Source organism: Dietzia sp. NPDC055877, assembly GCF_053615975.1.
Window position 1 is genome coordinate 324,871 of sequence record NZ_JBSHCV010000003.1, and the last position, 25,795, is coordinate 350,665.

Consider the following 25,795-nt stretch of genomic DNA (forward strand, 5'->3'; position numbering starts at 1 on the left):
CCGTCATGGGTGGACCACCTGGAGTTGTCCCGGAAAGGGAATCAGGCTGCGAGCACGGGCTCGGTGAACGTGCCCGGTGGCGAGACCTCCAGCGCCGCGCGGATGAGGATCTCGCCGAGCGACACCTCCAGCGCTCCGGAGATCGACGCAAGCAATTCGCTGGAGGCCTCCTTGCGCCCCCGCTCGATCTCGGAGAGATATCCGGGGCTGACCCTCGCCGCGTCGGCTACATCCCGCAGGGTCCGACCTGACTCCCCGCGCAGGCCACGCAGAACCGTCCCGAGGGTCTCGCGCAACAACGGCGGGGCGCTCGGCTGGTCGGGGCGGGGCAGTGTGGTCATCTGGATGTTCGGCATCACCGGGTACAACGCGTCACCTTCCGGATTCGTTCCCACTTTCCCGATCCCCGTCGCAGGACGTCCGTTCATCGATCCCGCCCTCCGTTCCCGCCGGCCGGGCGGGCCCCGGCCGCCACCTCGGTGACCAGCGACATCGCCGCGTCGCACGCCTGGTCGCGGATCCGCCGTCGATCACCGGCGAGCGCCAACCGCACCGACCATGCCGCACGACCTGGGACGCACAGCCCCACGTACACAGTGCCGACCGGAAGACCCTCCTGCTCGTCGGGGCCCGCCACCCCGGTCAGCGCGAGTCCGACGTCCGCCCGGCAGCGGGCCGCCGCGCCCGTGGCCAGCGCCCGCGCGGTCTCCGCGGACACCGCTCCGTGCAGGTCCAGGACGTTCTGCGGCACGTCGGCCAGGACATGCTTGAGGTCGGTGGCGTAGACGACGAGCCCGCCCCGCAACACCGCACTGGCCCCGGGCACGTCCGCGATCGTGGCCGCCACGAGGCCGGCTGTCAGCGACTCGGCAGTGGCGAGGGTCCATCCCCGGGCCTTCAGCGTCGCGACGAGTGCCTCCTCCACCGACGCCTTCCCCGGCCCCTCGACCGCCCCGGGCTCGCTCATCGGCCCCGCGCCGCGGCCTGCCGGGCCTTGACCACGTAGTCGATCCCGGTGTAGACGGTCAGCACCACCGCCACGCCGACGATGAGCCACTCCAGTGGCCACACCCAGTAGGGCAGCGGCAGGATGAGCAGCCCGACGCCGAGTGTCTGCGTGACGGTCTTGAGCTTGCCGCCCCTGCTCGCCGCCACCACGTGGTCGACGCCGAAGAAGCGCCAGAGCGTGATCCCGACTTCGCGCACCAGGATGACGACGGTGACCCACCAGAACAGATCGTGGACGAGCGAGAGCGAGATCATTGCCGCGGCCATGAGTGCCTTGTCCGCGATCGGGTCGGCGATCTTGCCGAAATCGGTGATGAGTCCGAGTCTGCGCGCGAGGTAACCGTCTGCGTAGTCGGTCAACATCGCGACGGCGAACACGCAGAACGCACCGATCCGCCACCAGGCGTCCTGGGCGCCCGCCACGAAGAACACGACGAGGAAGACCGGGACCAGGATGATCCGCAGCACCGTGAGGAGGTTCGCGATGTTGAGAACGGGGACCTCGGCGGTGGGGCTGCCTTCGCCAGTCGTGGAGGTAGTCACCTCTTCACCTTAGCCAGAGCCGCCCGCCTACCCTTGACGGCACAGCCAGCCCACCCACACCAGAGGGAGACCCCACATGCCGCTCTTCGCCGTCACCTACCGCTACGAGGCCGCACAGACCGACGAGCGGGAGGCGAACAAGCCCGCGCACCGCGAATGGCTGGCGGCCCGGGTCGAGGCGGGCTCGATCCGTACCGTGGGTCCGTTCGTGGACGGCTCCGGTGCGTTGCTCCTGGTCGAGGCCGACGACGACGAGGCCGCACGCGCACTGATCGCTCAGGACCCGCACTGCGTCCGGGGCGTGGTCCCGGAGATCACCGTCCGGGAATGGATGCCCGTGTTCGGTGCGCTGGCCTGAGGGCCCGCCCCGGACGGCAACGGCCGGGACGGTCAGCCGACGGGCGACTCCACGGGATCGCCGATCGCGGAGGGCTCCCCCGCCGGGTCGTCCGCATTCTCCTCCGGCGGGGTGCCGCCCTTGATCATCCACAGAACGGATGCCAGCTCTTCGGGCCGGACCAGGACCTCGCGGGCCTTGGATCCCTCGGACGGCCCCACGATGTCGCGGGACTCCATCAGGTCCATGAGCCGGCCGGCCTTGGCGAACCCGACGCGCAGCTTGCGCTGCAGCATCGAGGTGGAGCCGAACTGGCTGGAGACCACGAGCTCGACCGCTGCCAGCAGGTCGTCCAGATCGTCGCCGATATCCGCGTCGATGTCCTTCTTGCCGTCGTCCTTCGACTCGGTGACGGACGTGTCGTACTCGGGCTCCGCCTGGTTCTTGGCGTAGTCGACGACCTCCTGGATCTCCTCGTCGGTGATGAACGCGCCCTGCATCCGGACGGGGCGTGAGGCGCCCATCGGGATGAAGAGCCCGTCGCCCATACCCACGAGCTTCTCGGCGCCGGGCTGGTCGAGGATCACCCGCGAGTCGGTCAGCGAGGAGGTGGCGAACGCGAGACGGGACGGCACGTTGGTCTTGATCAGACCGGTCACCACGTCGACGGACGGTCGCTGGGTGGCGAGGACCAGATGGATGCCGGCCGCGCGGGCCTTCTGGGTGATGCGCACGATCGCGTCCTCGACGTCCCGCGGTGCCGTCATCATGAGGTCCGCGAGCTCGTCGACGACGGCCACGATGTACGGGTACGGGCGATACTCCCGCTGGCTCCCGGGCGGCGTGGTGATCTCCCCGGACCTGACCCGGTCGTTGAAGTCGCTGATGTGGCGCACGCGCGTGGACTTCATGTCCTGATAACGCTGCTCCATCTCCTCAACCAGCCAGGCCAGCGCGGCGGCGGCCTTCTTGGGCTGCGTGATGATGGGGGTGATCAGGTGCGGGATCCCCTCGTACGGCGTCAGCTCGACCATCTTCGGGTCGATGAGGATGAGCCGCACCTCGTCCGGCGTCGCGCGGGCGAGCAGCGACACCAACATGGAGTTCACGAAGCTGGACTTACCCGAGCCGGTGGAACCCGCGACCAGAAGGTGCGGCATCTTGGCCAGGTCGGCCGTGACAAAATCGCCCTCGATGTCCTTGCCCAGCCCGATCAGAGTCGGGTTGTGCTTGGTCGCGGTGCCGGGGTCGGTGAGCACGTCGGCCAGACGCACGAGCTCGCGGTCGAGGTTCGGGACCTCGATACCGACGGCGGACTTGCCGGGGATCGGCGCCAACAGACGGACGTTGTCCGTCGCGACCGCATACGCGATGTTCCGGTGGAGAGCGGTGATCTTCTCGACCTTCACGCCCGGGCCGAGTTCGACCTCGTAGCGCGTGACCGTGGGCCCCCGGGTGAACCCGGTGACCGCGGCGTCGATCTTGAACTGCTCCAGGACGCCCTGGATCGCCTCGATCATCTGATCATTGGATTCGCTGCGTGCCTTGGGCGGATCCCCGGCCGTGAGCAGGTTCAGCGGCGGCAGCGAGTAGTCGATGCCGCTGAGAAGTTGGGTCTGGGAGTCCAGACGCTCGCCCTCCGTCTCCGAGGCGGTGTGCGTCGAAGGAGAGTTGGTCTGCGGAACCGCCGAGCCGCTCCCGGCCTGCTCACCCCTGGCCTGTGCGGTCTCCCCACGCGCCGACGTCGCACGGGCCGTCCGGCCGACCCGTGCACCGTCCGCACCCGCGGGCGCCACGGCGGATGGCACCGTCGTCGATTCTGGATCCGACTCGACGTCGCGGGTTGCAGCAGCGGCCTCCGCACCACGACGGGGGGCAGCGGGCGCGGATGCCCGGCTCCCGACGTCCGCGGACGGCTCGGCCGAGGCCGCCGCCGGTCCGCGCCCACCGGCGGCCGGCGGCATCTCGACGGTTTCTCCCGTGGTGGGGGTGTCTGTCCACGTAGCCACACGACGCCGGGACGAGCGGCGGGGAGCGGGGCGTTCCGACTCCTCGTCCGCCGAGCCGACGGTCTCCGCGATCGGGTAGGCAGTCGTGGCCTCGTCCTCCCAGGCGTCGTCGTAGTACTCGTCCACAATGTCGCCGCTGCCGTCCCAGCCGAAGAAGCCGCGGACCATGCCCGGTATCTCCCGGGCGGGGCGCCCCACCATGACGAGGGCACCGAAAGCCACGATCAACACGAGGAGCGGAACGGCCACGAACACCGACAGACCGGCCTCGATGCCGCCCCCGACGATCCGACCGAGCACTCCCCCACCGGACCGCACGCCCCCCGGATCGCTCGGCGACCCCGCGGCGAGGTGCCAGAGCCCCAGCACGCCGAGCGCGGACACGATCGTCCCGACCAGCCACCTGGAGTGGACGTCGGAACGAGGCTCGCGCGCCATGATGAGCACGCCCCAGCCGCCGATCAGCAGCGGAAGAAGGGCGCCCGGGGTACCCACCACCGTGCGGATACCCGTATCGATCCACTGCCCGATCGGCCCCGCAGCACCGAACCACACCGCGCCGGCGAAGATGATCGCCACGCCGATCAGGACCATTCCGAGACCGTCGCGCCTGTGGGGAGGCGCCGCCTTGTCGTCGTCGTCGGAACCCCCGCCCAGGCCACGGACCCCGTGCCCTACGCCCTTCGCCAGGGCCGACCAACTCCCACGGAGGCCACGGCCGACCGCTCCGAATGCGCCGGAGGTCCGTTCGGGAGCGGCGGACGAGGCCCGCGCGCCACCGCGCCCGTTCCCACGGTTCGTGGTCCGGGTCCCGGACTTCGGCGTCGAGACCACCGCACCACGCCGCGCACTGCCGCCCCGGGACTTCGGGGTGGTGGACGTCGCCGAACGCTGCGCGGCGGATTTCGACGCGGGACGTCGGCCGCCGGGCGCACGGGTGGATCGCGTGCTCGAAGTGGATGCCATGGGGGTCACTCTAACGTCTCAAGCAACACTGGTAACAGCAGCCACACGGTGCGGGTGTATCCCGACGGCGACCTACACGCTCCGTCCAACCGCCTCGAGTGCGTCGATACCGCGCTGAGCACCGGATATCTCGACGTCCACGCGCTCTCGTCCGAATGTCCACAGGAGCAACTCGACGGGCTCGGCCACGACGGTCACCAGGGGCGCCAGCGCCGCCCCTGTCGACACCGGAGCCGCAGCGCTCGCCGCCTCAGCGTCAACCCCGGGGTGCGGGGATGATGGGCCCCGGGGGACGCTCAGGTCGATCCGCGCGGGAACCTTCCTCAGCCTGCTGCGGGTCACAATCGTGGCGAGCGTCCACACCCGCGCGAGGTCACGGCTGTCGAATTCGCGCTTCGACCAGCCTTCCCCGGCCCGACGCACGTCCTCGTGGTGGACCAGGTACTCCGCGGTGTTGGCCAGACTGTCGGCCAGACGCAGTGGCGAATACCACGGTGGACCGGACGCGATCGAGTCGAGCAGCTCCTCCCACGGGCGCTCCGACTCGCGGAGACGAAGCGTCTCGAGCCGCGCAGACAGTGCCGGTAACACCACCCCCGCCGCCGCGTCCGGTCGGGCCTCACGCACGACGAGGTGTGCCGCCAGATCCCTGGCCGTCCATCCTTCACACAGGGTGGGCACATCCGGGCCCGTGTCGCGCATGGTCTCCACCAGCGCGACACGTTCCCGACGGGCGAGGGACCGGCGATCCACCCCCACCGGATCAGCTCTCGGCGACCGCGGAGGTGATGACCGTGGGGACGATCATGGGCTTACGACGCCACTTGTCGGAGACCCACCGGCCCACGGTGCGGCGGACCGCCTGCGCCAGGCGGTACGGATCGGTCTCGCCTTCGCCGGCGAGGTCCCACAGCGCGTTCTCGACCAGCTCCACCACGGGCGCCAGCGCACCGGGCTCATCGGTGAAGCCCTTGCCGATGATCTGCGGCTTGCTCACCGGACGGCCCGTGCGCGGATCGACGACCACGGTGGCGACGATGAATCCGTCCTCAGCCAGCGCCGTACGATCGGCGAGCACCGTGTCACCGACGTCACCGGTCGAGAGACCGTCGACGTAGAGGTTGCCGACGGGCACCTGCCCGACCACTGCGGCCTGACCGTCGATCAGGTCGACTACCACACCGTTCTGGGCCAGGACCACGTTGTTCTCGGGCACGCCGGTGGCGACCGCCAGCGCCTTGTTGGCCCGCAGGTGGCGCCATTCGCCGTGGACCGGCATGGCGTTCCTGGGTCGCACGGCGTTGTAGATGAACAGGAGCTCGCCGGAGTATCCGTGTCCGGACACATGGATGTTCGCCTCGCGACCGGTGATGACCTCGACGCCCATCTGCGACAGGCTGTTCATCACCCCGAACACGGCCTCCTCGTTGCCGGGAACCAGCGACGACGAGAACAGCACCGTGTCGCCCTCACCCAGGTTGACCTGACGGTGCTCACGGCGGGCCATTCGCGACAGACCGGCCATCGACTCGCCCTGGGTACCGGTGGTCACCACGACGAGCTTCTCCGGCGGGAGCTTGCCCGCGGAGTCCATGTCCACGATGACCCGCGCAGGGTCGGTGAGCAGCCCCATCTCGAGCGCGATCTCCATGTTCCGGAGCATCGACCGACCGTTGAGCGCGACCTTGCGGCCGGCCGCCGCGGCGGCGTCGACGGCCGACTGCACCCGGTAGACGTTCGAGGCGAAGCACGCGACGACGACGAGCTTGCGCGCATCCGCGATCAGACGCTCCAGGGCGGGTCGCACGCCCGCCTCGGACGGGCTGATGCCCGGAGTGGTGGCGTTGGTCGAGTCCACCAGCAGCAGGTCGATACCCTCGTCACCGAAGCGCGACATCTTGGGCAGGTCGGTCGGCCGCTTGTCGGTCGGCAGCTGGTCGAGCTTGATGTCGCCCGTCATCATCACCGAGTTGCCGCCGGCCTTGATGACGACGCCGAGGCATTCCGGGATCGAATGGTTGACGTCGAAGTACCGCACCTCGAAGGCGCCGAACGACGAGATGCTCGACTCGTCGACCTCATGGAACACCGGCTTGATGCGGTGCTCCCGGCACTTGGCCGCGACGAGCGCGAGGGTGAACTTGGAGCCCACGACCGGGATGTCCGGACGCAGCTTGAGCAGGAACGGGATCGCGCCGATGTGATCCTCGTGGCCATGGGTCAGCACGAGTGCCTCGACCTGGTCCAGTCGGTCCTCGATGTGGTCGAAGTCCGGGAGGATCAGGTCGACGCCCGGCTCCGTCGAACTCGGGAACAGTACTCCGCAGTCGACGATGAGCAGCTTCGAGTTGTACTCGAAGACGGTCATGTTGCGCCCGATCTCGGAGATGCCGCCGAGGGCGACGAGTCGCATCGCCCCCTTGCGCGCCTTCGGCGGGCTGGGCAGCCGGACGGTCATGTCCGCGCCCTGCATGGTCTTGACGCCGCCGAAGTCGGCGGTCGACGAATCACCGCGTCCGCGGCCGCGACCACGGCCGCCCCGGTTGCGTCCGCCGTTCTGACCGCCGGAGCTCTTACCGCCGCCGTTCTGCCCTCCGGAGTTCTTACCGCCGCCGTTCTGCCCGCCACTGTTCTGACCGCCCGACCGCTGCCCGCCCTTGTCCTGTCCGCCGGAACTCTTGTCGTCCCGACCGGACGAGCCACGGTTGTCGGACGACGAGCCGCGACGACCGCGCGAACCGGACTTCGACCCCCCGTCCGCATCCTGGCCGGACGTGTCACGGCCGCCGCGGGGCTGTCCACCCGCGTCCTGCTGGTTAGTGTGCTGCTGCGACTCGTCCCGGGGCGCCTTGCCCTCAGCGGAGTGCTGCTGGGACGGACGCTCCTCGGAGGCGGCATGGGTCGGCTCGGTGAACTGCACGGCGGTCACCGGTGCCGGGGCACCCGTGGGACGGCCGGCTGCGCGACGCGAACGACCGCGACCGCGGTTCTGTGAGGAACTTTCTGTCATGTGGTGACTCCTGCTCTGCGGAGCAGCGCCGCCAGGGCGTCGCGCTGCTCATCGGTTGGTGGTAACTGCGGGAGTCGCGGCACACCGGCCGGGATCCCGAGAAGTTCTAGTCCTGCTTTGGACATCGACACGCCTCCGAGCGCCCGCTGGGCGTCGAAGAGCGGGAGGAGTCCGAGGTTGATGCGACGGGCCGTCTCGATGTCTCCGGCGAGGTAGGCCCTGCGGATCTCCGCGAGTCGTGACGCGGCCACGTGACCGATCACACTGACGAATCCGGTGGCCCCCACGGCCAGCCACGGGAGGTTGAGTTGATCGTCTCCCGAGTAGTAGACGAGGTCGCAGTGCGACATCACGGTCGCCGCGTCGTGGAAATCGCCCTTCGCGTCCTTGACCGCCACGATATTCGGATGGCCGGACAGCCCGATGAGGGTGTCCGCCTGGATGGGGACCACCGACCGTGGCGGGATGTCGTAGAGCATCACCGGCCGGTCGGTGGCATCCGCGATCGTGCGGAAGTGAACGTCCAGGCCGGCCTGAGTCGGCTTGGAATAGTAGGGCGTCACCACGAGCAGTCCGTGCGCACCCGAGGCCGCGGCCTGGCGGGCCGCGTGAACGGAGTGGGCGGTGTCGTAGGTGCCCACCCCCGCAACGATCGTCGCCCGGTCTCCCACTTCAGCCAGGACGGTCTCGAGGACCGCTGTCTTCTCGGCATCAGTGGTGGTGGGCGACTCCCCCGTGGTGCCGGACACGACGAGTCCGTCGCATCCTGAGTCCACGAGATGTCTCGCGACACCGGCGACGGCCTTCAGGTCGACATGCCCGTCGCTCCCGAAAGGCGTGACCATCGCCGTGAGGACCGTCCCGAAGGGCGCGGGTCGCGCTGATTCGGTGGGGGGCCGGCCGGTACCGGCCGACTCTGCTCCCCCTGCGGTCACGTGTGTCATGGTGTCCCAGGGTACCCGCAGAACCACACGGATCCCGATTCAGACCCGGCGTTCGGGTGCTCGATCGGGACCGCGGTCCTCCTCATCCTTCGAGCACGTAGGGGCTGACGGCGATTTCCGAACCATCGTCGAGCGTCGCGATCTCGAAATCGGAGAACACCGCGGGCGCCACATCCCGGAGTTGGCGAAGGACGTCGATTGCCAGACCACGGATCTCGGTATCCGCGTGTTCGGTCGCCCGCATCCCGATGAAATGCCGCCACGACCGGTAGTTCCCGGTCACGACGATGCGGGTCTCGGTCGCGTTAGGCAGCACCGATCTGGCCGCCTGCCGGGCCTGCTTGTGTCGGAGCATCGGGTTCGGGACGTCCGCGAAGCGTTCCTCCAACTTGGCCAGCATCTCCGCGTACGCCTCACGGGAAGCGTCGGTCGCCCGCCTGAAGATCTCGACCAACTCGGGGTCCTCGGCGATGGCGGGCGGCGGGACGACCTTCGAGTCATGCTCCGGGACGAAGCGCTGGGACAACTGACTGTAGGAGAAGTGACGGTGACGGATCAGCTCATGGGTGCACGAACGCGAGATGCCGGTGATGTAGAAGGTGACGTTGGCATGTTCGAAGACCGAGAGGTGTCCCACTTCGAGAATGTGCCGGAGGTAGCCCGCGTTGGTCGCGGTCCGGGGATTCGGCTTGTCCCAGCTCTGGTAGCAGGCCCGGCCGGCGAACTCCGCCAGCGCCGAGCCGCCCTCGGCGTCAGTCTCCCACCCGAGATCCTCGGGAACGGTGAACTGGGTGTGCGCGACCATGCGGACCTGCCGCCGGACGAGCTCGGACATGATGGGACTCCTTTTGCTGACGGGCTGTGCTGACGCTCAACCGAGTAGATGCGCGGCAACGGTGGCCGCGACCTCGGCCACCGTGTCGAGGTCGTCCCGCCCGAGCTCACCGATGAGCTGCGTGGCCGGGGCGACCGCCTGCAGTGCCCACCCGGTCGTGATCTTCTCGACTGAGGTCACCGCCCCGGCGGTGTCGTTGTCCCCGTGGACGCAGAGCGCGTACGGGCGTCCGCTCACCGCCCCCTCGCAGGTGTAGTACGTGCGATCGAAGAAGTGCTTGAGCGCGCCCGACATGTACCCGAAGTTGGCCGGAGTGAGAAATACGTAACCGTCGGCCCGCAGGACGTGATCGTCCGTCGCCGCGAGCGCGGGGACGGACTCCACGGCGATGTCCTCGAGCTCGGGGTGGGCCATGCCGGTTTCAATGGCTTCCACGATCCGGCGCAGCCGCGGTGAGGGCGCGTGGTGGACCACTAGGACGGAGCTCATGGCCTGCTCCCCTGCGCCGCCCGCTCGGCCTCCAGCAGATCCATGGCGACCCGCATCACCTCGCGGGCGCGGAGGCGATCACCGGCATGGTCATAGGCACGGGCCAGCCGGTAGTTCGTACGCCAGTCCTCGGGGGAGGCCTGGTACTCCGCGCTGACCTGGTCGAACAGCGCGTCCGCCGCTTCGTGCCGGAGCCGCCCCGACGGGCGATGATCCAGATCCGAGACGTCGAGTTCTATCCCCTCGGCAGCCGCCGCTGCCGAGATCCGCTGCAACTGGAAGCCGTTGCGCAGGATGGCCCAGGTCGCCCACGCGCCGACCGCGGTGAGCAGGATGATCCCCACGCCGAGGCCCTGCATCGCGAGATGCTCCGATGTCGCGATCATCGACCAGCCGAGGAAGATCAGGTAGCCAAAGGCCACCAGCAGACCTGCTGCCGCGACGAACATGACCAAGGGCTTGACGAACCTGTCCACGACGGTCGACCTACAGGTCCATGAAAGTGTCGAGGCCCACGGTCAACCCCGGCGCGCTGGCGATCGAGCGGACTCCGAGCAGCACGCCCGGGGCGAATGACGTCCGGTCCAGGGAGTCATGACGGATCGTCAGCGTCTCGCCCTGGGTTCCGAGCAGCACCTCCTGGTGGGCGACCAGTCCGGTCACCCGGACCGAGTGGACCCGCACGCCGTCGACATCCGCGCCCCGTGCCCCGTCGAGTCCGGTGGAGGTGGCGTCGGGCGACGCGCCCAGGCCTGCCGCGGTGCGTGCGGCCCCCATCATGGCCGCGGTCCGCTGAGCGGTCCCGGACGGGGCGTCCGCCTTGTTCGGGTGGTGGAGCTCGACGATCTCGGCCGACGGGAAGTACCTGGCGGCCTGAACGGCGAACCGCATCATGAGGATCGCGCCGATCGCGAAGTTCGGCGCCACCAGGACACCGGTTCCGGGGCTGGACTCGAGCCGGCTACGCAGTGCCTCGAGTCGCTCCTCGGTGAACCCGGTGGTTCCGACGACGGCGTGGATGCCGTTGGCGATGCAGAACTCGAGGTTGTCCATCACCACGTCCGGGTGGGTGAAATCCACCACGACCTCGGCGCCGGAGTCGACCAGTGATCGCAGGGCGTCACCCTGGTCGACCTCTGCCACGAGTTCCATGTCCTCGGCCTCGCGTACGGCATCGCAGATCGCCGTGCCCACCTTGCCGCGTGCGCCGAGCACTCCGACCTTCGTCACCGTCATCGTCTCCTTCGTCGGTCGTCAGGACTTCTTCCCAGACTATCGGCAGAGGCCCGCGATCAGCCCAGCCGCGCCGCTGTGGGGCATGCCGGGCCCGACCGCCGCCAGACACCACGGCGACGACTCGCCGTTCCAATAGCCCACGACGTCCTCGCGGGTCACCGCGAGCAACCTGCCCATGGACTCGGATACGGGGACCACCGTGTCCCGGTCCAGGAGGTGTCGACCGATCCGGACCATCCGGGACAACGGATCGTCGAGCCCGAGGCGTATCGAGCCGGTGAGATGGCCGACGGCGCGGTCAACCTCGCCACCGGTCGGAGGGTTCGCGGCCATGCCCGCGACCACCCGGCCGATCTCGTCGCCCAGTTCGTCCGCACGGCCGGCCGCACAGCCGGCCACCACGGACACCAGACCCGTACGGCGGAACTGGTCCATCGAGGCGTACACGGAGTACGCCAGTCCGAGGTCCTCCCTGATCCGCTGGAAGAGTCGCGAGCTGAGTCCGCCGCCCAGAACCGCGGCGGCGATCTGTGCCGCCGCACGGTCACGATGGTCTCGAGCAGGGGTGCGTCGGGTGAGGGCGAACAGAACCTGCTCGGACTCCTCGTCCTGCCCCGTCACCACGGGCTCCGTCGCCCACCCGTGGTCGGGAACACTCGCCTGGGCGGCCATACCGTTCACTGTCTGTGCGCAGTCGACCGCCGAGGCGCCGCTCGCCGCGTCGACCGCGCTCTCGTCTCGTCCGACAGCAGTCGGCAACGGTCCGTCGGCGATCCACTGCATCAGAGCCTCGTGATCGACCCGCCCGGCGGCGGCGACCACCACGTTCCCGGACCGCAGGATCCGGCGGTGGAACGCGCTCAACGTGGCGGCGTCGAGGGCCGCCACCGACTCCTCGGTCCCGATGATCGCCCGGGCGAGCGGATCCTCACCCAGCACCGCGGTGGCGGAGAGTTCACATGCGAGGTCCTCGGGATCGTCCGCACGACCGGCGAGCTCGTCGAGCACCACGTCGCGTTCGACTTCCACGTCCTCGGGGTGGCACAGACCATTGGCGACCACATCGGTCAGGACGTCGACCGCGTCGGCCAGCCCGTCCGCGGGCACGTGGACGTGATAGCAGGTGTGCTCTCGGCCGGTGAAAGCGTTGAGGTCTCCGCCCAGGAGGTCGATGCGTTCGGACAGCTCTCGCCCGGAGGCGGTGGCGGTGCGCTTGAAAAGGACGTGTTCCAGGAAATGGGCAGCGCCGTGCTCCTCGGGCCGCTCCTCCGCCGAACCGGAGCCGATCCAGATCCCGACGGCGGCGCTGTGGCACCAGGGCAGATGTTCCGTAACGACACGGATGCCGGGTAGTGACCGGTCCACACGAATCGCGGTCTGCACGTCATCGACCCCCTTTTTCGCTGACGAACAAGGCACGCACCCCGGACCCGGGGTGCGTGCCTCGTGGGTGCCGGGTCGCGTGGCGCGGCCCGGCCGGTGATCAGTCGTCGCGCGCGGAGTCCGCGGCCTGCTCCGCATCGTCTGACACGGGGATGAGGCTGATCTTCCCGCGGTTGTCGATGTCCGCGATCTCGACCTGCATCTTGTCGCCGACGTTCACCACGTCCTCGACCTTGGCGATCCGCTTGCCCTGGCCCAGCTTGGAGATGTGGACCAGCCCGTCACGACCGGGCAGCAGGGACAGGAACGCGCCGAACGGCGCCGTCTTGACGACAGTGCCCAGGAAGCGCTCGCCGACCTTGGGCAGCTGAGGGTTGGCGATGGCGTTGATCTTGTCGATCGCGGCCTGTGCGGAGTCTCCGTCGGTCGCGGCGATGTACACCGTGCCGTCATCCTCGATCGAGACGTTGGCGCCGGTCTCCTCCGTGATCGAGTTGATCATCTTGCCCTTGGGCCCGATGACCTCACCGATCTTGTCGACGGGGACCTTGATGGAGATGATGCGCGGAGCGAACGGGCTCAGCTCGTCCGGCTCGTCGATGGCCTCGGCCATCACGTCGAGGATCGTCAGGCGGGCCTCACGGGCCTGCGTGAGCGCACCGGCGAGGACCTCGGACGGGATGCCGTCGAGCTTGGTGTCGAGCTGAAGAGCGGTGACGAACATGCCGGTCCCGGCGACCTTGAAGTCCATGTCGCCGAACGCGTCCTCTGCCCCGAGGATGTCGGTGAGGGCGACGTAACGACGTTCCGACTCCCCGGCCGCGTTCTCTATCTCGTCGGAGACCAGGCCCATCGCGATGCCCGCGACCGGCGCTTTGAGGGGCACACCGGCGTTGAGCAGCGACAGGGTCGAGGCACAGACGGAGCCCATCGAGGTGGAGCCGTTGGAGCTGAGCGCCTCTGACACCTGACGGATGGCGTACGGGAACTCCTCGACGCTGGGCAGCACCGGCACCAGGGCACGCTCGGCGAGCGCGCCGTGGCCGATCTCGCGGCGCTTGGGCGAGCCCACGCGGCCGGTCTCACCGGTGGAGTACGGCGGGAAGTTGTAGTGGTGCATGTAGCGCTTGCTGGTCTCCGGACCGAGCGAGTCGATCTGCTGCGCCATCTTGACCATGTCGAGAGTGGTGACGCCCATGATCTGGGTCTCGCCACGCTCGAACAGGGCCGAGCCGTGCGCGCGCGGGATGATCTCGACCTCGGCGGACAGGGCGCGGATGTCCCGGATGCCACGGCCGTCGATACGGAAGTGATCGGTCAGGATGCGCTTGCGCACGATCGACTTGGTGAGCGACTTGAAGGCCGCCCCCACCTCGCCGAGACGGTCGGCGAAGCGCTCGGTGAGCTGCTCGAGAACGGTCGCCTTGAGTGCGTCGGTCGCGTCGTCGCGCTCCTGCTTGTCGGCGATCTGCATGATCTCACCGAGCTTGGTCTCGGCGACCTCGGCGACCGCCGCGTAGGCGTCGTCCTGGTACGGCGGGAACAGCGGGAACTCGCGCGGGGCGCTGGGCGAGGCGGTGGCCAGCGCCTGCTGGGCGGCGCACAGCTCGGCGATGAACGGCTTGGCGGCCTCGAGGCCCCGGGCCACGACGTCCTCTGTCGGTGCCTGGGCGCCACCGGCGACCTTCTCCAGCACGTTCTCGGTGGCCTCTGCCTCGACCATCATGATCGCGACGTCGGCGGTGTCCCCTGAACCGACGACACGGCCGGCGACGACCATGTCGAAGACCGCGTCGGAGAGCTGCTCGACGGTCGGGAAGGCGACCCACTGGCCGGCCGGGTCGGCGGCGGTGGGGATGAGCGCGATTCGCACGCCGCCCACCGGGCCCGAGAAGGGCAGTCCGGACAGCTGCGTCGAGGCGGACGCGGCGTTGATGGCCACCACGTCGTAGAGGTCCTCGGGATCGAGGCTGAGTACGGTCACGACGACCTGGACCTCGTTGCGGACGCCGTCGGCGAACGTCGGGCGCAGCGGCCGGTCGATGAGGCGGCAGGTGAGGATGGCGTCCGTGCTGGGACGACCCTCGCGCCGGAAGAAGGAGCCGGGGATGCGGCCCGCCGCGTACATCCGCTCCTCGACGTCAACCGTGAGCGGGAAGAAGTCGAAGTGCTCCTTCGGGTGCTTGCCCGCCGTGGTGGCGGACAGCAGCATCGTGTCGTCGTCGAGGTACGCGACGACCGAGCCGGCGGCCTGCTGCGCGAGCCGACCGGTCTCGAACCGGAGCTCGCGGCGACCGAAGTCACCGTTGTCGATGGTGGCGACGGACTCGAAGACCCCGTCTTCGACCTCAACGGCCGTAATCTGTGACATAGAAAATCCTGTCGTGTGTCTGGTGAATGGGGCGCGCGGCGCAGGTGTGTCACCGCGGGCCACCGGGCGGCACGTCAGGGGGTCCCGGTACGACTTCGGTCTTCGATCGAAGCGGCCGGATCCGGCGCCTCATCTCATCGGGCGTCTTAAGGTTCCGGCAGCCACTACCGAGGACCGTCAATCGGACCTGTCGACCACCCCGGTACGTGCGCACCGGCCGCGTGCCAGGCTATCAGGGAAAACAGGCCGGGGCACCGGGACGCACGGGCGCGCCGCCCCCGATGCGCCCTGCGGAAAAGACGATCCCCGCCCTGAAGTCAGGACGGGGATCGGAAAAGTCTTGCGACCGAGAATACTCAGCGACGGAGGCCGAGGCGCTCGATCAGCGCGCGGTAGCGGTTGATGTCGACCTTGGCGACGTACTTGAGCAGACGACGACGACGGCCGACCAGCAGCAGCAGGCCACGACGCGAGTGGTGGTCGTGCTTATGGGTCTTGAGGTGCTCGGTGAGCTGCGTGATTCGCGTGGTGAGAAGCGCGACCTGGGCCTCGGGCGAGCCGGTGTCGGTCTCGTGGATCCCGTACTCGGCCAGTACGGCCTTCTTCTCTTCGGTGCTCAGCGCCATGATGACTCCTGGTTGTTCCAGTCCGCAGATGATGTCAGGCCCCGCCGCCGCGGACCGCAGGAGGGCCGACGGGAGACGTTACCAGCCGGCGGGGCGTGTCCCCAATCCGTGCTCAGGCGCCGAGGATATCCCGGGTCCGTGCCACATCGCGGCCCATGGCGACCAGCAGTTCGTCGACGGAGGAGAACTTCTCCATGTCGCGGACGTGGTCGACGAAGTCGACGGCGGCGAGCCTGCCGTAGAGGTCCGCGGACTCGTCGAGGACGAATGCCTCGACGCTGCGGGTGGTGTCGCCGAACGTGGGGTTGGTCCCGACCGAGATCGCCGCGGGGTACCGGCGCCCGGGCACGATCGAGCCGTCGACCGGCGCGTCATCGAGGACGGTGAACCAGCCCGCGTAGACGCCGTCGACGGGGACGGCAGTGTATTCGGGCAGTTCGAGGTTCGCGGTGGGGTAACCGAGGTCCCGTCCCCCTCGACCGGCGCCGTGCACGACGGGCCCGGAGACCCGGTGCGGGCGCCCGAGGATCTCGGCGGCGGCCGCCACATCCGATCCGGCGAGCAGCTTGCGCACCCGGCTCGAGGACACCGTCTCACCGCCGTCCTCGAGCAGGTCGATCACCTCGCATTCGATCCCCCGCTCGGCACACAGCTCGCGCATGGTCTCGGGGGTCCCGACCGCGCGTCGGCCGAAGGTGAAGTTGCGTCCCACCACGACGGCGCGGCAGTCGAGGCCGTCGACCAGGACGTTGTCCACGAACGCCGCGGGCTCCCACGAGGCCATCTCCTCGTCGAACGGCAGCGCGAACACCGCCTCGACGCCGAACTGGCCGGCCAACTCCGCGCGCCTGCGGAGCGGGGTGAGCACCAGTGGGTGCGTCCCGGGTCGGACCACCTCGACCGGGTGCGGGTCGAAGGTCACGAGCACGGGGGCGGCCCCGAGGTCCCGCCCGAGGTCGACGGCACGATCCACCAGGCCGCGATGGCCACGGTGGAGTCCGTCGAACACGCCCAGGGCGACGGAGGAGCCGCCGTCGGGGATCACGATCTCGTCGAACGTCCGCCACAATTGCACGGCGACCACCTTACGCCCGCCGGTCACAGCCCGGCCGGTCGCATGACCACCACGGGGGAGGCACGCCTGCCGGACTCGGCCACGAGTGCCGCGACGCGCCCGTCGGGACCGACCGCGGCGACGACGCCGGTGTCGCCCCGCGCGTCGAGCCACCGTCCGTGCCGTAGCCCTTCGGCCTGCTCCGCGTCGATGTCGCGGCGGGGGAACGCGGCCAGCGCCGCGGCGTCGAGGTCGAGGGACAGTGCCGGGTCCTCCTCGAGTTGCTCCAGGGAGCGGGCCACGTCGAGTCCGAACGGCCCGACGCGGGTGCGCCGTAGTGCGATGAGGTGTCCGCCGACGCCGAGGGCCGCACCGAGGTCACGGGCGAGCGCCCGGATATAGGTACCGGTGGAACAGTCGACGACGACGACGAGGTCGATCACCTCCCCACCACGCACCCGTTCGAGGACGTCGAATCCCGAGACGGTCACGCGGCGGGACCTGAGCTCGACCTCCTCCCCCGAGCGCACGATGTCGTAGGCCCGCCGTCCGCCGACCTTGATCGCGCTCACGGCGGAGGGAACCTGGTCGATCTCACCCGTCAGGGCCGCGATACCGGCGTCGATCGCCTCATCCGTGACACCGGAGGCGTCGGTGGTGCCGGTGGTCTCCCCCTCGGCGTCGTCGGTGGTGGTGGTCTGCCCGAGGCGGATCGTCGCCTCATACGACTTGGTCTCCAGCGCGAGCTGACCCAGGATCTTGGTCGCGCGCTCGATGCCCACCACGAGGACGCCGGTCGCCATCGGGTCGAGGGTCCCGGCGTGACCGACCTTGCGGGTGCCGAAGAATCGGCGCAGACGGCTGACCACATCGTGGCTGCTCATCCCGGCAGGTTTGTCGACCACCACGAGTCCGGGCTCGGGTGCGGGGCGGGAGTCTGGTCTGCGCGGGCTCACGGGCCCACGCTATCGAGACCGGCGGGCCGGAGCACGATCGCCGAGGCCACATAGCCGTCACGGACCACCCAGCGGCCGTGGAACTCGACCAGGTCCGGCCCCCCGTCGATCGCCCGGGGGTCGACGAGTATCCGGGAACGCAGGGCGCCGGCGAACACGGTGTGGCTGCTGCGGTCGTCGTCGTTGTCGTGCTTGTTGTCGGCGCTGTCGCGGTCGTCGGCGCGGTCGTTGGCTCCGGCGTGAGCCCCGCCGCGGGGCGGGTCCGGCGCCAGGGTGACGTGCGCGTCGGCGAAGCCCAGCCAACGGCGGGTGAGCGGGAACCACGCCTTATACGTGGCCTCCTTCGCCGTGAACAGGAGCGTGTCCCAGTGCACCGACGGCAGCTCGACGCCGACCGCGCGCACCCACGCCGCCTCCTCCGGCAGCGAGACCGCGTCGAGCACCCCCGCGGCGAGCGGTTCGTGCGGCTCCACATCGACCCCCAGCGACCTCACACGTCCCGCGGACCCGAGCGCGGCCGCGCGCAGACCGTCGGTGTGGGTGAGCGTGCCCACCACGCCCGGCGGCCACACCGGCATCCCCTTCCCGCCCCGCACGATCGGCCCGACCGGCGCTCCCAGACGGGTCATGGCCTCGCGGGCGCACGCCCGCGCCCAGGCGAAGTCCGCGCGGCGGGACGCGACCGCGTTACTGATCTGCTCCGCCTCGACGGGGTACATCGCCGCCACCACGGCCGATTCATCCAGGCCCAGCTCGGCGTCGGTCACCGACACCACGTCCGGCGGCAGGATCTCGCGGATCACGGTGCGTCCTCCAGGTACGGGCCGGGCTCCCCCGGCCGGGCGATACGCGGCATCCCCGACTCCCCTCGGACCCAACGGACCTGAGGGGCGGCCGGCGGCGGCAGGATCTGACGCGTCAACGGCTCGGGCCTGCCGCGGCCCTTCCACTCGCGCGGATAGCCCAGCGAGACCTCCTCGAAGCGGACCTCGTCGTGGATGGTCGTGCGCGGGATGTGCAGGTGGCCGTAGACGCACGCGGCGGCCCGGTAGCGGCGGTGCCAGTCCGCCGTCTGCTCGGTGCCGCACCACAGGGCGAAGTCCGGGTGCCGGAGGACACGTGTGGGATCACGCAGCAGTGGCCAGTGGTTGATCAACACCGTGGGATACGCGGGGTCGAGCCGGGCCAGGCGCGTGGTGGTGCTGACCAGACGGTCACGGCACCACGACGGCGCGTCCGGGAACGGGCTCGGGTCGATGAGGAACTCATCCGAGGCCACCACGCGCCTCTCGCGGGCACCCGCCAGGGCTGCCGCGGTGGGTTGCCCCGGGACCGGGGTCCACGAATAGTCGTACAGCAGGAACATCGGCACCACCCACGCCGGTCCGCCCGGGCCCGCCCACAGCGGGTACGGGTCTTCCGGGGTCACCACACCGATCGCCCGGCACTCCTCGACCAGCCGGTCGTACTTCGTGGTGGAACTGGTGCCCTCGTCGTCCCGACCGATCCACAGCTCGTGGTTACCCGGCACCCAGAGCACCCTGTCGAACCGGTTGGCAAGCTGCCCGAGTGCGTCGAGGATATCCCCGGTCTTCTCCGCGACATCCCCCGCCACGATGAGCCAGTCCCCGGGGTGGTGCGGCCGGATGTCGTCCGGCACCCCGGCATTGCCACGGTGCCCGACGTGCAGGTCGGCCACCGCCCGCAGGCTCGGACCGACGCTCATCGCGCCGCCTCCCGCCCGGACGAGCCGCCCGGAGTGGCGGAGCCGAGCACCATCCAGCGGTCCCCGCGTACCCGGATCGCCACGGCGATCAAGCGCATCATCACGAACACCCCCATCCCCCACCAGATGCCGACGAGGCCCCAGCCGAAGTGGCGGGTGGCCAGCAGCACCGGAAGGAATCCGCACAGCGCCGCGATCACGGTCGTGGTCCGCAGATACGCGGCGTCCCCGGCGCCCAGGAGGACGCCGTCGAGGCCGAACACCACCGCCGCCGGGACCACCACCACCGACATCCCTATCAGGGCCACCACCAGGCGTCCGGCCACGTCCGGACCGCCGGTCAGGACGGCCGCGATCTGGTCGCGCAGCAGCACGGTCGCCAGCGCCAGGACCACGCCCAACCCCAGCGACCACAGCACCACCGCGCGGGCCAACGCACGGCCGTGCGCGGCGAGTCCCGCCCCGAGCGCCGCACCCACCAGGGACTGCGCGGAGATCGCCACGGAGTCCAACACGAGCGCGTACAGCGCCCACAGTTGCTGGGCGAGATGGTGGGCGCCGAGCGAGGACACGCCCGCGGCCGCCGCAGCGGTCGTCGCGACGGCGAACGTGATCTGGAAGGACGCGGTCCGGATCACCAGATCGACGCCCATCCGCAGCTGGCTCACGATCACCGCGCGGCGCGGCCGAAGGGAACCGGAGTGCTCCACGACGAGCGCCACGACGAAGCCGCCGGCCATGACGAACTGACCCGCGAGGTTGGCCCAGGCACTCGCGATCAACCCGAACTCCGGGAACGGCCCGAGACCGGGAACGAACACCACACAGCCAATGGTCGAGATACCGATGCCCAGTGCCACCAGCACGAGCGGTGTCCGTAGCCGCTGCACACCGCGCATCCAACCGTGGCCCGCCGAGGCGATGAGTATGAGCGGGATCCCCCACACCGCCACCCGCAACCACTCCGACGCTCGTGCGGCGACCTCCGCGTCGGAGGCGAGCACAGCCGTCAGCGGGCCCATCAGTGCCAGGACCGCGGCCACGACGACGGCGCCCACCGCCAGAGCGATCCACGTGGCCTGGACGCCCCCCGCCACCGCATCGGAGCGTCGGCCCGCGCCGTGCAGCCGGGCCGCGCGCGCGGTGGTCCCGTAGGACAGGAAGTTCATCTGGGTTCCGAGCACCAACAGGACGAGGGCGCCGACCCCGAGCGCTGCGAGATCCTGCGGGCCCTGGCGTCCCACCACGATCCCGTCGACCAGGAGGTAGACCGGCTCTGCGGCGAGCACCGGCAGGACGGGCAACGCGATCGACCACAGCCTCCGGCCGAGTTCCCCCACCCCGACGGTCGCGCGAGAGGAGTCCGCGGTCGAACGGTCAGCCGAGGAGCTCACGGAGCCTCTTCGAGATGCTCTCGAGGTCACCACTCATCGTGCATCCGGCCGCGGCCGGATGGCCGCCGCCGCCGAGGGCCGCGGCCACCGTCGAGACGTCGACGACGCCCCGGCCCGGGCCGCCGTCGCGGGAACGAAGCGACACCGCCCACTCCTGCGGCCGGTACTCCTTGAGCAGCACCGCCACACACGCCTCCTTGACCCCACGCAGATGGGAGACCAGTGATTCGACGTCATCCTCGTCAGAGGTCGCGATGACCCGGTGAGGTACGGCGAGCCAGACCGCTCCTCGTCCGCCCACGGCGGACACGTCGAGAGTGACCGTCTCGAGGAGTGCACCCAGAACCGGCAGCCACGAGAAAGAATGCGCGTCGAGGAGTGCGAAGCTCAGCTTGGACGACTCCGCCCCGGCCGCGAGAAGCTCACTCGCGGTGGCGTGGGCGCCGGGCCCACCCCAGCGGAAGGAGCCGGTGTCGGTGACCAACCCGGCGTACAGGCTCGTCGCGGCCACCGGGTCGAGTGGATACCCGCCGGCCCGCAACACGTCGAGGACGAGTGTGGCCGTCGAGGCTGCTTCGGGATCCAACAGCATGTGGCTGCCGAAGCCGGGGTTCGACCGATGGTGGTCCACGACGAGGACCTCCGAGGCGGCCTCGGCGAGATGATCCCAGCGTCCGACACGGTCAGCGCTCGCGCAGTCGAGCGTCACCACCAGCCCGTCATGCGCGGGGACCTCGTCCAACGGGATCACGAACTCGGTCCCGGGGATCACCGCGAGAGCCTCCGGAACCCGGCCGGGGTCGAACGAGTGGTACACCGCCGCGCCGGCGGCGCGGAGTGCGCGCGCCAGGCCGGCGGAACTGCCGAGCGCATCCGCGTCGGGACGGAGGTGACAGAGCACGGTCACCTGCCGGTGCCGCATCAGCACCTCCGCCGCCGCCCGGGCGTCGACCGGGATCGTCACCGGTCGTCGTCCTCCGCCTGCGCCTCCTCGGGCCGCCGGTACGGGTCCTCCTCCCCCGCCGGGCGGGCGCCCTCCGCCGCCCTCCGGACCTCCTCGTCGCTTGCGCGGGCCCTGGCGAGCAGCTCCTCCATGTGGCGAGCCGCATCGGGCACGGAGTCCAGCACGAAAGTCAGCTCCGGGGTGAACTTCACCCCGGTCTGCTTGCCGACCATCGTCCTCAGCCGACCCCGCGCCGTGGCCAGGGCGTCTTCCGCGGCCGCGAGGTCCGGCTCCTCGTCGAGCGTCTCACCGCGGACGGTGTAGTACAGCGTCGCCACCCGGAGGTCGGGGGTGATGCGGGAATCGGTGATGGTCACGAACTCCAGACGCGGGTCCTTGATCTCGTTGTCGATCGCCGTGGCGACGATCTCCCCGATCCGCTTGCCGAGCCGTCCGGCGCGTCCTTTTCCGGTCATGGCGCTCCTCCTGAACATGGTCTGGTCGCACCAGGCGCGACCATTCTCCAACAGCATGCCGTGGGGGCAGGCCCGTTCTCCACGGAACCTGCCCCCACGGTCGTGACCGGCGACGTCAGTCGCGCGGCTTCTCCACGAGCTCGTACGTCTCGATGATGTCGCCGATCTTGATGTCGGAGTACGACACCGTCAGACCGCACTCGAAGCCCTCGCGGACCTCGGTGGCGTCATCCTTCTCGCGCCGGAGCGACGTGATGGTCATCTCTTCCTGGACGACGTTGCCGTCGCGGATGAGCCGGGCCTTCGCGTTACGCCGCATGATGCCGTCGAGCACCATACAACCGGCGATGTTGCCCACCTTCGAGGAGCGGAACATCTCGCGGATCTCCGCCTGTCCGAGCTGCTTCTCTTCGTAGATCGGCTTGAGCATGCCCTTGAGCGCAGCCTCGATCTCGTCGATCGCCTGGTAGATGATCGAGTAGTACCGGATGTCGACGCCCTCGCGGTTGGCCATCTCGGTGGCCTTGCCCTCCGCGCGGACGTTGAACCCGATGATCACCGCGTCGGACGCGGCCGCCAGGTTGACGTTGGTCTCGGTGACGGCACCGACACCGCGGTCGATCACCCGCAGCTGCACCTCGTCGTCGATCTCGATAGCCATGAGGGCCTCTTCGAGGGCCTCGACGGTACCGGAGTTGTCGCCCTTGATGATGAGGTTGAGCTGGCTCGTCTCCTTGAGATGCGAATCCAGATCCTCGAGGCTGATCCGGCGACGGCTGCGTGCGGCCAGCGCATTGCGCTTGCGCGCGTTACGACGGTCGGCGATCTGCCGTGCGGTGCGGTCCTCCTCGACAACCATCAGGGTGTCGCCGGCGCCACAGACACTGGTGAGACCGATGACCTGCACCGGACGCGACGGGGTCGCCTCGGTGACGTCGTCGCCGTGCTCGTCGACCATCCGACGGACGCGGCCGTAGGCGTCACCGGCGACGATCGAGTCGCCGACGCGGAGGGTGCCGCGCTGGATCAGCACCGTGGCGACAGGGCCGCGACCGCGGTCCAGGTGCGCCTCGATGGCGACACCCTGCGCGTCCATATCCGGGTTCGCCCGCAGGTCCAGAGACGCATCCGCGGTCAGGACGATCGCCTCGAGCAACGAGTCGATGTTCAGGCCCTGCTTGGCGGAGATGTCGACGAACATGGTGTCGCCGCCGTACTCCTCCGGCACGAGTCCGTACTCGGTCATCTGACCGCGGATCTTGTCGGGCTGGGCGCTTTCCTTGTCGATCTTGTTGACCGCCACCACGATCGGCACCTCAGCCGCCTGCGCGTGGTTGATCGCCTCGACCGTCTGCGGCATCACGCCGTCGTCCGCCGCGACCACGATGACCGCGATGTCCGTCGACTTGGCACCGCGGGCACGCATGGCGGTGAACGCCTCGTGACCCGGGGTATCGATGAAGGTGAGCGTGCGGTCGACACCGTCCACCTCGGACGTGACCTGGTAGGCACCGATGTGCTGGGTGATGCCACCGGCCTCGGCCTCGCCGACCTTCGCGGACCGGATGCTGTCGAGCAGCCGGGTCTTACCGTGGTCGACGTGACCCATGACGGTGACGACCGGGGGACGACGCTCGAGATCGTCCTCGCCGCCCTCGTCCTCACCGAAGGACAGGTCGAACGACTCGAGGAGCTCACGGTCCTCGTCCTCAGGGCTGACGACCTGGACCTTGAAGCCCATCTCCTCACCGAGGAGCTGAAGCGTCTCCGGGGTGACCGACTGCGTGGCCGTGACCATCTCGCCGAGGTTGAACAGCGCCTGGACCAACTGTGACGGGTTGACGTCGATCTTGTCGGCGAAGTCGCTCAGCGACGCACCCTGGGCCAGCCGCAGGACCTGCCCGCGACCGTCCGGGAGCCGGACGCCGCCGACCTCCGGTGCCCGCATCGAATCGTATTCCTGACGCTTCTGCCGCTTCGACTTGCGACCACGCCGGGGGGCGCCGCCGGGACGGCCGAACGCGCCCGCGGCACCGCCGCGGCCACGGCCGCCGCCACCCGGACGACCGCGGAAACCGCCGCCACCTGCAGCAGGGGCGCCGCCTCCACCGCCGGGGCGGAAACCGCCGCCGCCGGGACGGCCGCCCGGACCGCCCGGGCGACCACGGCCGCCGGCGGGACGCGCGACCTGGCCGGGCATCTGACCCGGGTTGGGACGCGGCGGCATGTTGCCGGGAGACGGGCGGGGACCACCCTGGCCCGGTGCGCCCGGACGCTGCGGCGGACGGGGTCCACCCTGGCCCGGTGCGGGACGGGAGCCACCCGGGCGGGGGCCGGCCTGCCCCGGACCGGGACGCGGGCCGGACTGGCCGGGTCCTGGGCGGGGTCCGCCCTGGGGCCGCGGCGCCGGGGTGGTGCCGCTCGAAAACGGGTTGTTGCCGACGCGCGGGGTCTTGGGACCCGGCTTCGGTCCGGCCGGACGCGGTCCGGGAGCCGGACGTGCCGATGCCGCCGGGGCCTCGGGCGCGGCCGGGGTGGGCCGAGCAGCGCCGGGCTTGGGCGCGGAGGTGCCTGGCTTCGACGCCGCATCAGCCGGCTTCCCGGCCTGGGCCGGGGTGGGCCGTGCGGCACCGGGCTTCGGACCCGCGGCGGGAGCAGCGGGCTTGGCGGCCGACGCCGGCGAGGGCGCGGCGGTGCGCGGATCGGCGCCCGGACGGGGGCCGGGCTTCCCCGCCGCGCCGGGCTTGGGCGCGGAGGTCGTGCCGGATTTGGCGGACGGGGCGGCGTCGTTGCCACCCGCCGGCGCGAGCGACTCGCGAAGACGCCGGACCACCGGTGCCTCGAGCGTCGATGACGCCGACTTGACGAACTCCCCCTGATCGCGGAGTTTCGTCAGAAGTTCTTTACTGGTGATACCGAACTCTTTTGCCAGTTCGTGTACCCGGGGCTTGCCTGCCACTGCTCTCCTCACTGCGAGGTCTTCACGGCAGGGCTGGCCGCGCGACCTCGGTCTACATTCGATGGACGTTCATCGCTGGAGCTTCACGGTGTGCTCATCGTGTCTGATCCGTTCCTTATCTTGTGCTCCCCCTACCGGGCCGTTCGGCCGGCGGGTGGTGTCGTGCTCGAGACGTACCGCCTCGAGCACCCCCGAGATCGCATCCTGGGACACGTTCCCGGCGACTCGCAGCGACCTGATGAAGGCCTTGCGGTCGAGTGCTGTCCTGATGCACCGCTCGTCGCGATGCACCCAGGCTCCTCGTCCCGACGCCCTGCGGCGCGGATCGGGCGAGAGTGCAGCCGATCGCGGATCGTGAACGATCCGCAGGAGCCGGGAGTCCGAATCCCGGCCACGGCAGCCGACGCAGGTCCTTGTGGGTCCCGCTACCTCGGCAGGGCCTTCGCGCTGGTCCTTACGTACCCGCATCCGGCCGCCTCGGTTTCTCGCCGCCTCGCCCGTACGGGGCAGGTGGACGTGAAGTCACTGTG

Annotated in this window: 24 protein-coding genes; 1 reads left to right on the plus strand and 23 read right to left on the minus strand. The window is 69.9% G+C overall.

What is annotated here, in order from left to right; all coding sequences use genetic code 11:
• Window positions 1-41: 41 nt before the first annotated feature.
• The 3 genes from ACWGLC_RS05880 to pgsA all read right to left on the minus strand — a co-directional run bounded on the left by ACWGLC_RS05880 (window position 42) and on the right by pgsA (window position 1,551).
• A complete protein-coding gene (locus tag ACWGLC_RS05880) occupies window positions 42-356 on the minus strand; it encodes a helix-turn-helix domain-containing protein (RefSeq protein ID WP_230929072.1) in 315 nt (104 codons plus the stop codon).
• A 68-nt stretch (window positions 357-424) separates the two neighbouring features.
• Window positions 425-967, minus strand: coding sequence for a CinA family protein (locus ACWGLC_RS05885; protein ID WP_452099000.1), 543 nt, complete (start codon window positions 965-967; stop codon window positions 425-427).
• Window positions 964-1,551: a CDP-diacylglycerol--glycerol-3-phosphate 3-phosphatidyltransferase gene (gene pgsA / locus ACWGLC_RS05890; RefSeq protein WP_452099001.1), complete on the minus strand. Its 588-nt coding sequence runs from the start codon at window positions 1,549-1,551 to the stop codon at window positions 964-966. Before pgsA ends, ACWGLC_RS05885 begins: the two co-directional genes overlap by 4 nt.
• 76 nt (window positions 1,552-1,627) lie before the next feature.
• Between pgsA and ACWGLC_RS05895 the strand changes: the two genes are divergently transcribed.
• On the plus strand, window positions 1,628-1,909 hold the full coding sequence (locus tag ACWGLC_RS05895; RefSeq protein WP_452099002.1) for a YciI family protein: 282 nt from the start codon (window positions 1,628-1,630) through the stop codon (window positions 1,907-1,909).
• 32 nt (window positions 1,910-1,941) lie between these two features.
• Here the strand turns inward: ACWGLC_RS05895 and ACWGLC_RS05900 are convergent, their stop codons facing one another.
• The 20 genes from ACWGLC_RS05900 to ACWGLC_RS05995 form a co-directional block, all read right to left on the minus strand.
• On the minus strand, window positions 1,942-4,863 hold the full coding sequence (locus tag ACWGLC_RS05900; protein WP_452099003.1) for a DNA translocase FtsK: 2,922 nt from the start codon (window positions 4,861-4,863) through the stop codon (window positions 1,942-1,944).
• A 72-nt stretch (window positions 4,864-4,935) separates the two neighbouring features.
• Window positions 4,936-5,565, minus strand: coding sequence for a TIGR03085 family metal-binding protein (locus tag ACWGLC_RS05905; protein ID WP_452099004.1), 630 nt, complete (start codon window positions 5,563-5,565; stop codon window positions 4,936-4,938).
• 61 nt (window positions 5,566-5,626) lie between these two features.
• Window positions 5,627-7,873, minus strand: a complete 2,247-nt coding sequence (locus tag ACWGLC_RS05910) for a ribonuclease J (RefSeq protein ID WP_452099005.1) — start codon at window positions 7,871-7,873, stop codon at window positions 5,627-5,629.
• Entirely contained in the window at window positions 7,870-8,817 is a 948-nt protein-coding gene (dapA, locus tag ACWGLC_RS05915; RefSeq protein WP_452099006.1) for a 4-hydroxy-tetrahydrodipicolinate synthase, read from the minus strand. Before dapA ends, ACWGLC_RS05910 begins: the two co-directional genes overlap by 4 nt.
• Before the next feature lie 82 nt (window positions 8,818-8,899).
• Window positions 8,900-9,652 (minus strand): FAD-dependent thymidylate synthase, encoded by a 753-nt coding sequence (gene thyX / locus ACWGLC_RS05920; protein ID WP_452099007.1) that lies wholly within the window; start codon window positions 9,650-9,652, stop codon window positions 8,900-8,902.
• A 36-nt stretch (window positions 9,653-9,688) separates the two neighbouring features.
• Entirely contained in the window at window positions 9,689-10,141 is a 453-nt protein-coding gene (locus tag ACWGLC_RS05925) for a flavodoxin family protein (RefSeq protein ID WP_230928803.1), read from the minus strand.
• Entirely contained in the window at window positions 10,138-10,590 is a 453-nt protein-coding gene (locus ACWGLC_RS05930) for a hypothetical protein (RefSeq protein WP_452099073.1), read from the minus strand. Before ACWGLC_RS05930 ends, ACWGLC_RS05925 begins: the two co-directional genes overlap by 4 nt.
• 37 nt (window positions 10,591-10,627) lie before the next feature.
• Entirely contained in the window at window positions 10,628-11,377 is a 750-nt protein-coding gene (dapB, locus tag ACWGLC_RS05935) for a 4-hydroxy-tetrahydrodipicolinate reductase (RefSeq protein WP_452099008.1), read from the minus strand.
• A gap of 36 nt (window positions 11,378-11,413) precedes the next feature.
• Window positions 11,414-12,760, minus strand: a complete 1,347-nt coding sequence (locus ACWGLC_RS05940) for a M16 family metallopeptidase (protein WP_452099009.1) — start codon at window positions 12,758-12,760, stop codon at window positions 11,414-11,416.
• A 100-nt stretch (window positions 12,761-12,860) separates the two neighbouring features.
• The gene (locus ACWGLC_RS05945) at window positions 12,861-15,131 is read right to left on the minus strand and encodes a polyribonucleotide nucleotidyltransferase (RefSeq protein ID WP_452099010.1); all 2,271 of its coding nucleotides are present in this window, start codon (window positions 15,129-15,131) and stop codon (window positions 12,861-12,863) included.
• A 356-nt stretch (window positions 15,132-15,487) separates the two neighbouring features.
• Window positions 15,488-15,757, minus strand: coding sequence for a 30S ribosomal protein S15 (gene rpsO, locus ACWGLC_RS05950; RefSeq protein ID WP_230928798.1), 270 nt, complete (start codon window positions 15,755-15,757; stop codon window positions 15,488-15,490).
• Between the two features lie 112 nt (window positions 15,758-15,869).
• Complete coding sequence (locus tag ACWGLC_RS05955) at window positions 15,870-16,859, minus strand: bifunctional riboflavin kinase/FAD synthetase (protein WP_452099011.1); 990 nt, start codon at window positions 16,857-16,859, stop codon at window positions 15,870-15,872.
• Window positions 16,856-17,767, minus strand: coding sequence for a tRNA pseudouridine(55) synthase TruB (gene truB, locus ACWGLC_RS05960; protein ID WP_452099012.1), 912 nt, complete (start codon window positions 17,765-17,767; stop codon window positions 16,856-16,858). Before truB ends, ACWGLC_RS05955 begins: the two co-directional genes overlap by 4 nt.
• Complete coding sequence (locus ACWGLC_RS05965; RefSeq protein ID WP_452099013.1) at window positions 17,764-18,570, minus strand: 4'-phosphopantetheinyl transferase family protein; 807 nt, start codon at window positions 18,568-18,570, stop codon at window positions 17,764-17,766. The genes truB and ACWGLC_RS05965 overlap by 4 nt, the downstream gene beginning before the upstream one ends.
• Complete coding sequence (locus ACWGLC_RS05970; RefSeq protein WP_452099014.1) at window positions 18,567-19,493, minus strand: metallophosphoesterase family protein; 927 nt, start codon at window positions 19,491-19,493, stop codon at window positions 18,567-18,569. The genes ACWGLC_RS05965 and ACWGLC_RS05970 overlap by 4 nt, the downstream gene beginning before the upstream one ends.
• On the minus strand, window positions 19,490-20,887 hold the full coding sequence (locus ACWGLC_RS05975; RefSeq protein ID WP_452099015.1) for an MATE family efflux transporter: 1,398 nt from the start codon (window positions 20,885-20,887) through the stop codon (window positions 19,490-19,492). Before ACWGLC_RS05975 ends, ACWGLC_RS05970 begins: the two co-directional genes overlap by 4 nt.
• The gene (locus ACWGLC_RS05980) at window positions 20,871-21,851 is read right to left on the minus strand and encodes a DHH family phosphoesterase (RefSeq protein ID WP_452099016.1); all 981 of its coding nucleotides are present in this window, start codon (window positions 21,849-21,851) and stop codon (window positions 20,871-20,873) included. Before ACWGLC_RS05980 ends, ACWGLC_RS05975 begins: the two co-directional genes overlap by 17 nt.
• The gene (rbfA, locus tag ACWGLC_RS05985) at window positions 21,848-22,306 is read right to left on the minus strand and encodes a 30S ribosome-binding factor RbfA (protein WP_230928791.1); all 459 of its coding nucleotides are present in this window, start codon (window positions 22,304-22,306) and stop codon (window positions 21,848-21,850) included. Before rbfA ends, ACWGLC_RS05980 begins: the two co-directional genes overlap by 4 nt.
• 115 nt (window positions 22,307-22,421) lie before the next feature.
• The gene (gene infB / locus ACWGLC_RS05990) at window positions 22,422-25,265 is read right to left on the minus strand and encodes a translation initiation factor IF-2 (RefSeq protein ID WP_230928790.1); all 2,844 of its coding nucleotides are present in this window, start codon (window positions 25,263-25,265) and stop codon (window positions 22,422-22,424) included.
• Window positions 25,266-25,334: 69 nt separating this feature from the next.
• Complete coding sequence (locus ACWGLC_RS05995) at window positions 25,335-25,733, minus strand: YlxR family protein (protein ID WP_452099017.1); 399 nt, start codon at window positions 25,731-25,733, stop codon at window positions 25,335-25,337.
• Between the last annotated feature and the right edge of the window lie 62 nt (window positions 25,734-25,795).